Source organism: Rania fehmarnensis (assembly GCF_056494185.1).
Genome location: NZ_CM151398.1, coordinates 2,883,689 through 2,899,179, shown reverse-complemented (window position 1 = coordinate 2,899,179; position 15,491 = coordinate 2,883,689). Strand labels below are relative to the sequence as shown.

Here is a 15,491-nt window from a genome sequence, read left to right as displayed (position 1 = left end):
CTCAGTCCACAAACATGAGTTCGTTGCTCATCAGCACCACTTGCGCCAGGTTGGTCAAGGTTGACTCGACCAGAAACTTGGCGGCCAGTTGTCTATCGTTGGTATCGGGGGCGCGACCAAGGACAATTTGGTAAATGCCGCCCACTAAGTCGTTTTCAAACTCGCGCGTGGCTCGATCGGCCACTGCATGCGCACGTGCCATCACGAACTGCGAATTCATTGCAAACAGAGCTTGCTGAGGCACGGTCGTCGTGTTGCGCCGCGCGGTAGAAGTATCGGCATTGGCAAAGTCGAATGTCTGGACTTCGGCGGGGATATTTTGTCTTTCCACAAACGCATACACGGTGCGCCGACGATTGCTGACATCGGTAACGACTTTTGGCCGATCACCCATCGTCATATCAAGCTCTTGGGCCACAAACAACATTGTGTCGCGCATCTGTTCCCAGTCGAGTCGACGACGATTGGCGCGCCACAAGTATTGGTTGTCCGGGTCACGTTGTGATTGCTTCGTCACCCAATCATCGGGTGGTAGCAGGGACGAGCGTTGATAGGTTTGTGAATTGAGGATCAGTTCGTGGACCGCCTTGGTTCGCCACTGATGATCCATCAGATACTGTGCCAGGTAGTCGAGCAGTTCCAGTTGCACGGGTCGACGCGTTTGCAAACCAAAGTCGCTGGGACTATCGACCAGCGGCTGACCAAAGTGATGCATCCAGATGCGATTGACCCACACGCGCGAGACCAGTGGGTTGCTGGGTGACACGATCGCATTAGCCAGGTTCAAGCGCCCACTGCCGTCAGCAAAGGGTCGTCGATCAGGACCAGCCAGCAATTGCAGAAACTGCCGCGGAACCGGTGCGCCGCGAGCGGCTGGATCTCCGCGCAGAAAGATAACTGGGTCGTATAACACGTGGTTGTCAACAAGCACCATCGCCCGCGCTGGCGCGTCGGCCTGTCGCACTGCGATGGCATCCAACTGGCTGACCAGTTCACGAAACTTGTCGCCGGGTTGTCTGGATAGGTAATTGGCCACATCATCGATCGGGAACCAAATCGGCCCATCGCGTGCCACCAGTAAGCGGGCCAACGGATCGCGATCCAGTTCAACGCTCGTCGGCCCAGCCTGCCAGGCTGCCACCATAACCTGCCCGTACGCTTTACCCAACTCGGCCATCGAAGTCGGCTGGGCTGCGACCAATGCGTCGACGATTCGCGCATCCACGCCGCGCGAGCGCCATTGATCCGCCTGCAAGATCGGCTCACGCGAAAAATCGTACCACGGGCCAAAGATGGGGTCTTCAGGAAAGGCATGTTTGCCAACATATTGCCGCCAACGTCGAGTGACCTGAGGACGAAGCTGATCGGGAATTAACGACAGAAAGAAGATGGATGTCTCGGCCACGTCTGGTTCGGTACTGGCAATATGCGCCAAGTAATCAGGCGTCCGCTCGCGCGCAATCTTCAACTGCTCGTCATAATGTTGCTGCTGCGAGTCGGTGACTTCTTTCAACTTAGCAGCGAACTCTTTCTCAAACGCCTCACCAGCCGCATCCACGGGCTCGATGCGAGGTCGATTCAGCGGCTCACTACAGCTGGCTAACACTCCATACAGCGAGTAATAGTCAGCGGTCGGTACTGGATCAAACTTGTGATCGTGACAGCGTGCACAGGCTATTGTCAGACCCAAGAGTCCGCGGCCGATGACATCGATGCGATCATCCACTACGTCCGGAAAATTGCCATCGAACATACGCCCCAGTGTCAGCCAACCCATCGCGGTCAGTTCCGGCGCATCGGGAGGCAAGTCCATTTGGTCGGCAGCTAACTGATGGCGAATAAATTCGTCGTAAGGCAGATCTTGATTGAACGACCGAATCACATAATCGCGATAGGTGTATGCAAAAGGTCGCACGCGGGCATCACCGTACATCAGGACACCATCTTTAGCATCCGAGTACCGGGCCACATCCAACCAATGCCGGCCCCAGCGCTCGCCATATCGTGGCGAAGCCAACAACTGGCGAACGAGTTTTGGATACTCGTCGCGCGGCGTTGCCAATTGCTCGGCCGTCGGCGGCAGTCCATGCAAGTCATACGTCAAGCGTCGCACAAGTGTCGGCATATCAGCCGGGCCGACTGGTTGCATTTTCTCAGCCTGCAATTGACGATTGACGAGAGCGTCGATCGGATGCGACTGTTGTTCGTCGCCGGTTAGCGTGGGCTGTGCGAGAGGTCGAAAAGCCCAATGCTCTCGGGCACGCTGTTCGATGTCGGTCGGTGCCACCTGGCCTTCGCGTGGATCGACTGCTCCTTGACGTATCCACGTGTGGAAGTCATCGATGACCCCAGCAGGCAGTGGATCACCTGCATCAGGCGGAGGCATGCGCAGTTTGGCATCGCGATTGGAAATAGCGACCATCAGCAAACTCGCAGCCGGATCATGGGGTACGATCGCCGGTCCGCGCTCGCCGCCTCGCTGCCAGCCTTGGCGTGTATCCAATCGCAGTTTGCCACTAGCTTCATCCGGTCCATGGCATTGATAACAATGCTCCACCAGGATCGGCCGGATCTTCGCTTCAAAGAACTGATTTGAATCCGCGTTCGGTTCCGCTGCCCGGGCAACCCCTTGCAAGCCAAACCATAGCGGGCCAAACCAATAAGCGCAGGAAACCAGCAGTAGAGCGAAGTGTTTCATGATTGGCAGGCGAGAATAGTAGGCGGGGGAGCAACTGTGGGCTCAAACTACATTGTACCCGCTACTACGCCGCCTTCCAGCCTGTGGCATAGGCTTCCAGCCTGTGTCCTGTGGCATAGGCTTCCAGCCTGTGGCATAGGCTTCCAGCCTGTGGCGCAATTGTGAAATCCCGCGCCCCGATCAGTAGCGCTGGCGGTATTAACAGTCCGCCGATTAAACCTCGGGCCGCCCAATGCAGTTTTGCTTGGGCGACCCATAGCCCAACCCATCCCACTACATCCATGCAAGCCCATAAGGTAACGCAGCCAAAAATGAAACTGGGTCATGAAAAAGTGCCCCAGGGCGTATGTGTGGCACAGGCATCTAGTCGGTGGTACGTAAGTGGGTCTACTTGACTTCGACTAGCTTGACGTTTTTCAAGTAGACGGTGCCTTTGTCCAAGCCCAACGCAAAGGTGATGCGATTCTTTTTGTTCTTGGCTACGCCGGTGGCTCGGAAAGTAAATTCTTCTTTGCGAGGCTCTTTGCCCAAGTACAGCTCTTCATGCAAGCCGATCTCGTGCCAATCTTCTTCGTCGATCATCGCGTTGACACTGGCAGTGCGTCGCACATCGGCTTTGACCTCAAATGTCAACTTGTATTCGGTGCCTTCTTTCAAATCCAAATCAGCTTGAATGGCTTGCACATGCCAATCGGTGCCGGTGATCTCGGTAACCTTAAAGGCCACCCATTCATCTTCGATCGACAGCTTTCCTTTGCCACTTTCCGCTTGTTCCCAGCGCCACGAGTCTTCCTTGTTGGTCGGTTTGAGCAAGTTGGGGGCTTCGTCTTTTTTGGGTTCGTCTTTCTCCTTTTTGGCGTCCTGCGCCAAGACGAGGCCCGACATCGAAAACACCAGTAGGGCAGCAGCCATGTAACGCATGAAAAGTCTCCAGTTGCAGAAAAGAGTTGTTGCGAACAGGATGACCATTCTACATCAAAGGGAATCGATTGTTGACTCCTGGGGGTACCGCCGGTCGCCGACTTGCTGTCCAATCCGATCTCACGTCGCGAGCAAAATCTGCTATCTTTACGCTCCCAATGGGACCTTTAATCTCTATAGAGCATTCGGAATTCTGTTCATGACTCGTTTACCGCGGATTATGCCCGGTCAACTAAAGACGTTTGTGGTAGCCGCCTTGGAATCGACCGGCATGTCGCCTGAGGACGCCACTCTTTCCGCCGATACGCTGGTGACCACTGATGCGATGGGGGTGTTCACTCATGGTACGAAACTGCTGGCTCAATATTTGAATAAGTTGCAGGCTGGCGGGTATGTTCCCACAGCGCGCCCGACGATCGATCGTCAAGGTCCGGCGTGGGCCGTAGTGGATGGCCAGTCTGCGCTGGGTATGGTCGGGTGTCACTTTGCTCTTGAACTGGCCCTGAGCAAAGCCAAGAACTGCGGCGTAGGATTTGTTGGACTAAAAAACACGGCGCACATCGGAGCCATCGGTTACTACGCCGCTGAAGCTGCTCGGCGCGGATTCATTGCCATGATTACCGGCAATGATATTCCCTCGGTCGCAGCCCCCGGTTCGCGCGCCGCTATCCTCGGCAGTAACCCAATCGCTTATGCAATCCCGGTGGCCGGTGGCGATCCAATCATGTTGGATATGGCCACCGCGGCTGTCGCCGGTGGTAAAGTCTATGCCGCTTATCAACGTGGCGAACAAATACCATCAACCTGGTTAATAGGTCCCGATGGATTACCGACCAGCGATGGTTCGTTGTATCCAGACAAAGCCTGGCTAGCGCCGATGGCGGGCCACAAAGGTTATGGCATCGGATTGTGGTGCGAAATCATGTCTGCAGTTCTGCCCGGAGGCAACATGACTTGGGAAGTGGGTAGCTGGATTTGGGATCCAGCCAACAAACCTTCGCAACACACTGCCAGCTTCACACTCATCGACGTCTATGCCCTCACCGAAGCAGGCGTATTCGATTCCAAGTTGCGAAAGCTGATCAATGAAATCCACGCTGCTCCTACCGCAGCAGGCATCGCACAAGTGATGTTGCCCGGACAGCGCGAATGGCAAACATTGCGCCTCAGCCACCAACACGGAATCGACCTCCCAGCCGATGTCCATGAGAAACTGTCCAAAGCCAGTGAGTTGACGGGTATTCAGTTACCCTGGGCTGGGCCGTAGAGCGGCGTGAACTTAAGCCTCCACTGACCTTGCGTCAGTGGAAGCACGACTTGCTGGCTAGATTGAACCTTGTCGATGACGACTCCTAGCCAATCAGTCGAGCTGCCAACGAGATGAGCTCGGTGGAGGCCGATCGCTGCGCAATTGGTTTGGGGCCTTGGTCGGAAGAAACTTTGCTTGGCCGGTGCTGAGCGGCTGGGGACAGCCGCTCTACAATTTCAGGAGTCGTTTGTGTGATTACGCCTAATACTTATTCTCATATTGCCCTAGATATCGGGAGCAGCTCGATCAAGGCTGCCTTGATCGATGTGCAAGCGCAAGAGATCGTAGCGGCGAGGTCGGTTCCATTTCCTGCGCCGATAACCAAGCTACCTGAAGGGCACGTCGAGATCGATCCGCGTGAAATCATCGATGCCACGCAGAGTTTAATCGGCGAATTGCTCGAGCGCGCCACTAGCACCTGCCACTTGTGGATCAGCGGGCAAATGGGCGGTACGATTTTAGTCGACGATGTCGGCCGCGCACGCTCAAATTATCTGTCGTGGCGTGATCAACGCGCTACCGTCGCTTCTACTGGCACCAAGAACTATCTCGCGCGCATCGCAGCCGCTTGGAACGATGCGATGCTCGCCAGCCTGGGCCGAGAGTTGCAAGCCGGTTCGACCTCGACCTTACTCTACTGGCTAAGCGAGAACGGCCAATTGTCCGACGGAGTCTTGCCGCTGTCGGTAGCGGACTTCGTGATCAGCCACTTAGCGCGACAACCTGGACGCATGCACACGACGCACGCCATTGGCATGTTGGACTTGCGCTCGCTTGATTGGCATTATCGCGCCCTGGAGCGTATTGGCATTGGAGATCTATGGCTACCTGAATTGTCGAATGATTTGCACGAAGTGGCCCGTTGGAACGACGGCGACCATACGCTCATCGCTCACGGAGCGTTCGGCGATCAACAGTGCGCCCTCTTTGGTGCCCAGTTGGCTATCGATGAACTATCGATCAACGTCTCGACTGGATCGCAAGTCAGTATGCGGACCGCTGCGTTTCAAACCGGTGACTATCAGACACGCGCCTATTTTGAGAACAGTTGGTTGAACACAGTTACGCACTTGCCTGCAGGTCGTTCACTAAACGTGATCGTAGATTTACTCTTGGAGTTGGCCAAAGCTGAAGGCCTCAACTTGACCAACGCTTGGACAACCATTGCCGACTGCCTGCACCGCGCCACACCCAGCCAACTAACAGCGCAACTTAGCTTCTTTGCAGGGCCGATGGGCCAGACCGGCTCGATCTCTGATATTACCACCGACAACCTGAACGTCGGTCAATTGTTCTTGGCCGCCTGTGAAAACATGGCTGCCAATTACGCCAACGCGGCCCAGCGCTTGTCACCTAAATCGACGTGGGAGACCGTCGTTCTCTCGGGCAGCTTGCCGCAAACCTTGCCTCGATTGGCAACCTTGATTGCCGAACAGTTAAATAACTTGCGACCCGGACAAGCGCCCGTATCTATCCGACAATTCAGCGGCGAAGAGACACTGGTTGGTTTGATGAAGTTGGCAAGGGCCTCTTCGTGTTGAACTTAACGCGCCACTGGTTGAAGAAGCACCTGATACAATAACGCCTTGTGGGCACATGACCTTGAGTCCATTCCCTGTGGCGATTGCTTGGTGAAGCCTCTAACTCTTTTTAGATCCGCGGCTCTTGTCTGCGGCTCATCGGTCGATGCGATACGTTGAATTGCACTGCAAATCGAATTTCTCCTTTCTCGAAGGTGCATCGCATGCTGACGAATTGGTTGAGGCCGCTGCTGGGCTGGGGTATGAGGGGTTAGCACTCACCGACCGTAATTCGCTAGGCGGTGTCGTACGCGCCTTTACAGCCACCAAAGATTTTCCGCTGCATTTGATCATCGGAGCCGAGTTGCATCTGATCGATGGCCCGCCGATTGTAGCGTGGGCCGCTGATCGCCCGGGCTATGCACAGCTCTGCCGCTTAATTACGACCGGGCGAAGACGGCGCGAGAAGGGAGCCTGCGAGCTCACATGGTCCGATTTGGCAGCCGACAGCCATCTACTGCTGGCAGGTTTGTTATTGCGTCAACCAGCCGCCGACCAAGTCAACGTAACTCGCGCGGTGCAGATCGCAGCCAATGCAAACGACACGCTTCGATCTCAGGCCAAAAATCATCCGCAGGTGTCGCTTAGCTTCCCGACGCTAAATTTCGATTCACACGATGACGACGGTTGGCTGGCCTGGTTGGGTTGCTTTCGCGAACTGTTCGCTGATCGCGGTTATCTGCTGTGTGAATTGCATCGCGGAGTTGATGACGCGGCCAAGTTGTTGAGACTTCAAAGTCTGTCGGAGCGTTCGCGTGTGCCGCTGGTCGCGGCGGGAGATGTGCATTATCACCAGGCAGCCCGCTCGCTGTTGCATGATTGCGTGGTGGCCATTCGACATGGTCGCACGATCGAACAGATTCGTCATGAGCGTCTGGAGAATTCGACCTATCACCTGCGCGATCTTGGAGAACTTGCGCGAGTGTATCGTGCGGCACCTGACGCAATCGCGCGCACGCTGGAGATTGCCAGTCGTTGTGAATTCAAGCTGGATCAACTGCGGTACGAATACCCTATCGAATTAGCCCCCGATGGCACGCGGCCGATCGATCACTTGAAACGCCTGACATGGGAAGGAGCCAAGCAACGCTACCATAACAATGTACCACCCAAGGTGATCGATCTTTTGCGGCACGAAATGCAGTTGATCGAAGACCTGCGTTATGAAGCTTACTTCTTAACTGTTTGGGACCTCGTGCGTTACGCGCGCCAGCGCGGCATCTTATGCCAGGGCAGAGGTTCGGCGGCCAATAGCATCGTGTGCTATTGCCTGGGCGTTACCAGCGTTGATCCTAACGAACTTGATCTGCTGTTTGAACGCTTTGTCAGTCGCGAACGCAACGAAGCCCCTGATATCGATATCGACTTTGAACATGAACGCCGCGAGGAAGTTCTTCAATATATATACGACAAGTACGGACGGAATCGCGCCGGCATGACCGGCGCGGTCATCACCTACCGTTCACGCTCAGCTATTCGCGATGTCGGCAAAGCCCTCGGTCTATCGCTCGATCAAATCGATGGCCTGGCCAAGAGCGTTGATTCGCGTAGCAGCCAAGGATCGCTTGAGCAGCGGGCCGATGATGTAGGACTGGACCTTCAGTCACCGCTGGGTAAACGCTTTAAATATCTAGTCGAATCCATACTCGGGTTTCCGCGCCACTTGTCACAACATGTGGGCGGCATGGTCATTACCCAAGGACCACTATGCGAGTTATGCCCAATCGAAAATGCGGCCATGGACAATCGCACGGTGATCGAATGGGACAAAGACGACTTGGATGAACTGGGAATATTGAAAGTCGATTGTTTGTCGCTGGGCATGCTCACGGCCATTCATCGCAGTTTCGATTTTATCGAACAACATTACCAACGACCTTTGACGCTGGCCACGGTACCGCGTGAAGACACACAAGTCTACGACATGATCTGCCGAGCCGACACGATCGGAGTCTTTCAAATTGAAAGCCGCGCGCAGATGAGCATGTTGCCGCGTTTGCGGCCGCGCACCTATTACGACCTGGTCATCGAAGTCGCGATCGTGCGGCCCGGTCCAATTCAAGGTCAAATGGTGCATCCCTACTTGAAAGCCCGACGCACTGGCCAACAGCCCGACTATCCCAACGATGCCATTCGCGATGTGTTATCTAAAACGATGGGCGTGCCCATCTTTCAAGAGCAAGCCATGCGTCTGGCTGTGGTGGCCGCCGGCTTTACTCCAGGCGAAGCCGATCAATTGCGCCGGGCGATGGCTGCCTGGCGTCGAGCGGGTGTGATCGATCGCTTCCGTCAAAAGTTGATCGATGGCATGCGCGAAAATGGACTGACAGAAGAATTTGCTGAACGAGTCTTTACACAAATCCGCGGCTTTGGCGAATACGGCTTTCCGGAATCACATGCGGCCAGTTTTGCACTCCTGGTCTACACATCTTGCTGGCTAAAGCACTACTACCCAGAGGTCTTCTGCGCAGCTCTGCTCAACAGCCAACCCATGGGCTTCTACGCCCCAGCTCAGCTGGTTCAAGACGCGCGTCAGCACGGCGTCAATGTCTTACCCGCGGATGTCAATCACAGCAGTTGGTTAACGACTTTGGAAAAGGATCCGCAGCCTGGCGGCACTTCGTCGCTGGTGCCCCACATAGAGGAGCACGTAGCAGGCGCTCTGAGCTCGCCGATGCAACGGCATGCTATCCGTCTGGGGCTCCACATGATTCGCGGTTTGCAAGAGTCCATTGGCCAGGCCATTGTGGCCGAACGAATTTCAGGAGGACCGTATAGTGACGTAGCCGACTTCACTCGGCGGACGCGCTTGGGTCAAGCAACTGTTACCAGCCTGGCCGACGCCGCGGCCCTGGCTTCGCTCTCAGGCGATCGTCGCGCAGCGTATTGGCAAGCCTTAGCGCAAGATCAACAGGGCAGGGCCATGCCGCTGCTGGAATCTGCGGGAGTGGATATCGATGACAAATTGCCCAGCTCACTTGTACCCATGCAACCGATCGAGGAAGTTTACGCCGATTATCAAACCATCGGCTTATCGTTACGGGCACATCCAGTGTCATTCGTGCGAGAGCAGTTAGACCGCATGCGAGTGACGACCGCAGAAAAGCTGAAAGCCCTGCCAGACCAAAAGTTCGTGCGTGTGGCTGGTTTAGTGCTATTGCGACAAAGGCCAGGCACAGCCAAAGGCATCACCTTTGTAACGTTAGAAGACGAAACCGGTTCGATGAACCTCGTCCTGCGACCCGATGTCTGGGACAGAAACTACAACGTAGCCCGCACATCCAACGCTTGGCTAGTAACTGGCGTGCTTGAAAACCGCGAAGGCATCATCCACGTCCTGGTCGGCTCGTTGGTCGATTTGACCAAAGAAGTGCAGGGTTTAAGCGTAAAGTCGAGAGATTTTCACTAACGTACTCCCGTAGCTGAAGTCGCCAGACTTTGGCCCACCCCCGTAGCTGAAGTCGCCAGACTTTGGCCCACCCCCGTAGCTGAAGTCGCCAGACTTTGGCTGGAATTACGACAAATCTATCCAATCTCTGGCGAGATCGGCTACACCCGCAGGTTCAGATAATTTTGCCACTAGTTCTTTTCGGGAAATGGGTTAAAAATAGAGTGTGCACGGTTTGACCAGTTTTCAGATGCAGAGGTTCCTTTGACAGCTACGCTCTCGGCGCCACCCGAAGGGGACGCCATTTCTACGCCGGTTTCGTCTCCGAACGACAACTCCGTAACTTTCAAGGACCTGGGACTCAACGATCGCATCGTCAAATCGCTTGAGGATTCGGGATACGTTGCGCCCACACCGATTCAAGCTGAGTCGATTCCGCATCTGTTGGCTGGTCGCGATATCATCGGCCAGGCACAAACTGGTACAGGCAAAACGGCTGCGTTTGCTTTGCCATTACTACAGAACATGGACCTGACTAAATCGCAAACGCAGGTGTTGGTGCTGACACCAACCCGCGAACTGGCGATTCAAGTGGCCGAAGCTTTCGAGCGTTATGCCTGTGGTTCGAAGATTCGCGTTGCCGCGATCTACGGCGGCCAGGACTACATGGTCCAATTCCGACAACTCGATCGCGGCGCGCACGTAGTCGTCGGCACGCCTGGTCGCGTGATGGATCATATGCGTCGCGGTTCGTTGAACTTGGAGCAGTTGAAGACGCTGGTCCTGGACGAAGCCGACGAGATGCTGCGCATGGGCTTTGCCGAAGACGTCGAATGGGTACTGCAATCGGTACCCGAAAAGCGACAGATCGCCCTCTTCTCGGCTACCTTGCCCGAACAAATTCGCCAATTGGCTCAGCGCTACTTGCGTGAGCCCGCCGAAGTTACCATCCGTCAAAAAACGGCTACTGCCGATACGATTCGCCAGCGATACATCATCGCCGCTCCCGGTCAAAAAGAAGCCGCCCTGTCGCGACTGCTGGAGGCCGAGCCGATCGACGGCGTGATCGTCTTTGTGAAGACCAAGAGCAGCACGGAACCGCTGGCTGAATATCTGAATCATCACGGTCACCGCGCTGTGGCCCTGCACGGCGATATCGCTCAGAAGCAACGTGAACGCATTATTGATCAACTGAAGAACAGCAAGATCAATATTGTGGTGGCGACTGATGTGGCGGCCCGTGGTCTGGATGTGCAGCGCATCAGCCATGTGATCAACTACGATTTACCGTTCGATCACGAAGCATATGTGCACCGCATCGGCCGCACCGGTCGAGCTGGCCGTAGTGGCGAAGCGATTCTGTTTGTCGGTCCACGTGATCGCGGCAAGTTGCGAAGACTGGAAGTGGCCACGCGTCAGACGATCGAGAAGATGCCGTTGCCGACCAATCGCGCTATCAACAAACAGCGCGTGGCTCGTTTTCATGAACGCATCACCGTAGCGCTCGGACACCCGGATCTAGAAACGTTCTTGTCGATTCTCAGTCAGTACAAGGCTGAGAACGATGTGCCGCTGGAACAGATCGCAGCAGCTTTGGCTACCATGGCGCAGGGCAAAAAATCGTTCTTGTTGAAGGACGAGTTCAAGCAACTCGACTTTGACGCTGGCCGCAGCGAATCGCGTTATGGCGATCGCGATCGTGGCCCCAGTCGCGGACCAAGCCGCGGTCCAGGTCGTGAACGCGATTTCGATCGCGGACCACGTCGAGGTGACCGCGACGCCGGACCACGCGATCGTCAGCCTCGCGCTGGCAGTCGTACCAGTCGTGGAAACTCGCAAGGCTTCAGCCGCGACCAACGCCTCGAAACATATCGCGTGGAAGTCGGACACGCGCATCAAGTCAAACCGGGCAACATCGTCGGTGCCATCGCCAACGAAGCCGGGATCGATAGCGCCTTTATTGGTCGCATCGAAATCTTCGAGCGTTACTCAACCGTCGACCTACCAGCCAACCTACCCGAAGACCTGGTACGTTCGCTTTCGCAAGCCAAAATCGGCGGGCGGCAGTTGAAGATCTCTCGTCAATAACGCAGTCTCATGTGTAGAGCGGCTGTCCCCAGCCGCTCCGCACCCTCTAACCCATGCACCCACCGACCCATGGTGCCTGTAACGCCTTGGCTAATGCCACCTCCCTCGGCGAACAGGTCGTCCGATTTCGAATTAGTTCGCCGGGCAAATGCTAGCAAAAAATGACCTTGGTGAACTGGTAAGGCATCGAACTTATTTCTCGTTGTCTTGAGCGCGTTCCACATCACTGCTGAGCGAGGGGACACACCACGGGTCTTTTTGCTAGCGTCACCCACGCGCGCGGGGACAGACCCGGTGTTGGTCAGGTGTCTGTTGGTCAGGTGTCTGTCCCCCAGGCCGATCCGCGTCGCTAACTCAAGTCTCTCACACCCGACGTCTGTCCCCGATCTTGAACGCGTAGTCTTGAGCGCGTTCCACGTCATTGCTGAGCGCGGGGACACACCACGGGTCTTTTTGCTAGCGTCACCCACGCGCGCGGGGACAGACCCGGTGTTGGTCAGGTGTCTGTCCCCCAGGCCGATCCGCGTCGCTAACTCAAGTCTCTCACACCCGACGTCTGTCCCCGATCTTGAACGCGTAAGCGCGGGGACACACCACCGGTTTTTTTGCTAGCGTCACCCACGCGCGGGGACAGACCCGGTGTTGGTCAGGTGTCTGTCCCCCAGCCGATCCCGCGCCGCCAACTCAAGTCACTCGCGCCCGAAGTCTGTCCAGTCTGTCCCCCGATCTTGAACAGGTTGCTATTTTTGTTGGCCTCAAACATAAATATGCGCTCGCCCAATTTGCTTCCCAGAGGTTGGCGCACTAAGGTTGCAATGCGTCGAACATCGCCCGCCGAGGAAGTTACGACGCCAGTGGCCTGATTCTGCCCCAGACGGCCCACTGCGAGAGCTTTCGCATCACAAGAGCTACATCAATTCTGAGGGGACCCCCGGGCCATGGCTGCTTCCAACCGTCATTTGGGTGGCAACAAGAAGAACTATCGCCCCACGCCACTCAACCTCGAACAGCTCGAAGCCCGCGTTCTCATGACGGTCAACACACTCGAGCAAGCTCTGGAATCGCTGGAGCTAGTGGGTGCCGCCAAACCTGCCGCCGTCAAAAACGTCGCGCCATCGATTTCCAAAGCTATTGCCGTCTCCGGTGGCACAACCATCAATGGCACCACTGCCAACGTGTCGGTGTTGGGCAAAGACGATAAAGCCGAAAGTTTATTGACTTATACCTGGTCCGTATCCAGTTCGCCTTCAGGAGGTAAAGTCAACTACTCGGTTAGTGGCAACAACGCTGCCAAGAATACCAAAGCCACGTTTACCAAGCCCGGTAACTACGAATTGCGCGTTACGATCACCGACAAGAATGGCGCAACGATCAAAGCCACACAAAAGGTGACCGTCAAAGAAGTCAAGCCTGCACTCACGTTGGTCATCGGCAGTTCGTCGGTCAGCCCGAACAGCACGCTCTCCACCACTGGTGCGAGCACGACGGTCAGCAGCTCTCTCGCGGCTAGTTGGACACAAGTCTCATCCTCAACAGGCGGCAAGGCTACGATTGTCATCTCAGGCAAGAATGCCACCATCAAGTTTGACAAAGCCGGACTGTACACTTTCAAAGCCATCAGCGGTTCCAACACACTCAGTTTCAATATCGATGTCAGGCAAACGCTCAGCAGTATCACGCTTGCTCCCGGTACCAAATCGCTTAGCAGCGGAGCCACTCAACAGTTCACGGCGGTCGGCAAAGATCAGTTCAATGTAGCGATGAACATCAAGCCGACTTGGACAAGCACCTCAGGTAAAATCAATGCCAACGGTCTACTGATCGCACCCAACAACGCTAGCACGCTAACAGTCAAAGCGACTGTGGGTACAGTCAGCGGTACGGCTACGGTCATCGTTTCATCTCCCACACCACCTGCGCCTCCTTCGCCGATCAAAGATGCGAATCTCTCAACACTGGTAAAATCGTTGTTTGCTGACGGCTCGATCAATCGTACGGACATGATGCAGATCTTGCGCAGCACGGCTAGCGATGGCCTGGTCAACGCAACTGAACTAAGCGACCTGCGATACATCGTCAGCAACGCAGTTACCTATGCGATCCCGAGTTACGTTCAGATCCTGGCAGGCAACGTAGTCAACAGCAATGTAGCCAACGCCACGTATCAAGGCGTCGCGGCTGGTAACCTGACCGCAGGCAGCTCAGGAACACTAGTAACCAAACTGGTTGACAAGTGGTTCATGGGAACCGATTTGCCAACCATCACTGGCAGTGGCATTAGCTACAAAGCCGCCAGCGGTCCCTTGTTTGTCGGCGGTTCGGCAGCGTTCAATGATCAACAGCAAGGGCAACTGGGCGATTGCTACTTTATCGCGTCCGTGGCCGCTATCGCTGGTCGCAATCCGACCGCCATCGCCAACATGTTTTTGGATAACGGCGACGGCACCTTTACCGTGCGATTCTTCAGCGGCTCGTACAGCATGTTTTATAAGGCTGATGGTTCGATCAGCGATGGCTTTAGCGGTGAAGTAGGCACGGCGGACTACATCACCGTCAATCGCCAGTTGCCAGCTTATGCAAACAATACCTTTGCTTACTCCAACTACGGCAAGTCGATCACCAGCGGCACGGTACCGCTGTGGATTGCCTTAGCCGAAAAAGCCTACGCACAGTGGAATCAGACTGGCAAGTCAGGCCGCAATGGCATCAATACGTATTCGAGTATCGAAGGCGGCTGGATGGGTACCGTCAACGCACAGGTGCTGGGCGTTAACGCCAGCTCGTACATACTGGCCAACACCAATTCACAAAGTTTGATTGATGCTTTGAATGCGGGCAAAGCCGTAACCATTGGCACCAAGTCAGGTGCAGGTAACGGACTGGTCGGCTCGCACGCTTACACGATTAAAAGCTACGATGCTGCCACTCAGACATTCGCGTTGCATAATCCTTGGGGCATGATGCATCCGGCCGGTTTAACCTGGGCGCAGTTGCAGGCCAACTGCACGTGGTTTACGGTGGCCAATGCGACCAGTACACCCATCGCCACCAAACGTACCGTCTCTGCTACCCCGGCACTACGTAGCGAAGTGCTAGCCGAATATTTTGCACCAGTCACTATCGGGACTGACAACTCTTATGACAGCCACGAAGAAGAACCAGCGGCTGCGTTGCGCGCATCCGCGCCTTCAACCAATACACCAGAATTCGGCCAGCGCGCTCTAGCGACCGACTACCTACTGGCCGGTGAGCCCGAAGCGGCCCCCACGATCCATCTCACTCCTGAAGCTGTTGATCAGTTGTTTGATCAACTCGATTCGCTCTTGGACGAAGCACTCGTTTAACCCGTAGCCGCCAGGCGAGGTGAACCCTCTAACCAATCTTTGCGTTGACCTAACTACTGGCTTAAGTGTGGTTACTTGCCCTGCTACGCGTATGCCTTCGTTCCCCTTGCCTTCGGCTACGGGTTAAACGAGGTCGCCGCCAGGCGAGGTGAACCCTCTAACC

Annotated in this window: 7 protein-coding genes; 5 read left to right on the top strand and 2 right to left on the bottom strand. The window is 55.6% G+C overall.

Annotated elements, in window-relative coordinates; genetic code table 11:
- Nucleotide 1 precedes the first annotated feature (1 nt).
- Nucleotides 2-2,698, bottom strand: a complete 2,697-nt coding sequence (locus SH573x_RS09775) for a PSD1 and planctomycete cytochrome C domain-containing protein (RefSeq protein ID WP_479354571.1) — start codon at nucleotides 2,696-2,698, stop codon at nucleotides 2-4.
- A gap of 387 nt (nucleotides 2,699-3,085) precedes the next feature.
- On the bottom strand, nucleotides 3,086-3,619 hold the full coding sequence (locus SH573x_RS09770; RefSeq protein ID WP_479354569.1) for a carbohydrate binding domain-containing protein: 534 nt from the start codon (nucleotides 3,617-3,619) through the stop codon (nucleotides 3,086-3,088).
- A 199-nt stretch (nucleotides 3,620-3,818) separates the two neighbouring features.
- On the opposite strand from SH573x_RS09770, the gene SH573x_RS09765 reads away from it, so the two are divergent.
- From SH573x_RS09765 to SH573x_RS09745, 5 genes are all read left to right on the top strand, one after another.
- The gene (locus tag SH573x_RS09765; protein ID WP_479354568.1) at nucleotides 3,819-4,886 is read left to right on the top strand and encodes an Ldh family oxidoreductase; all 1,068 of its coding nucleotides are present in this window, start codon (nucleotides 3,819-3,821) and stop codon (nucleotides 4,884-4,886) included.
- 233 nt (nucleotides 4,887-5,119) lie between these two features.
- Nucleotides 5,120-6,469, top strand: a complete 1,350-nt coding sequence (locus SH573x_RS09760) for a sedoheptulokinase (protein ID WP_479354566.1) — start codon at nucleotides 5,120-5,122, stop codon at nucleotides 6,467-6,469.
- 145 nt (nucleotides 6,470-6,614) lie between these two features.
- Entirely contained in the window at nucleotides 6,615-9,917 is a 3,303-nt protein-coding gene (locus SH573x_RS09755) for an error-prone DNA polymerase (RefSeq protein WP_479354564.1), read from the top strand.
- Nucleotides 9,918-10,160: 243 nt separating this feature from the next.
- Nucleotides 10,161-11,984, top strand: coding sequence for a DEAD/DEAH box helicase (locus SH573x_RS09750; protein WP_479354562.1), 1,824 nt, complete (start codon nucleotides 10,161-10,163; stop codon nucleotides 11,982-11,984).
- Between the two features lie 938 nt (nucleotides 11,985-12,922).
- Nucleotides 12,923-15,328, top strand: coding sequence for a C2 family cysteine protease (locus tag SH573x_RS09745; protein ID WP_479354560.1), 2,406 nt, complete (start codon nucleotides 12,923-12,925; stop codon nucleotides 15,326-15,328).
- The last annotated feature ends 163 nt before the right edge of the window (nucleotides 15,329-15,491 follow it).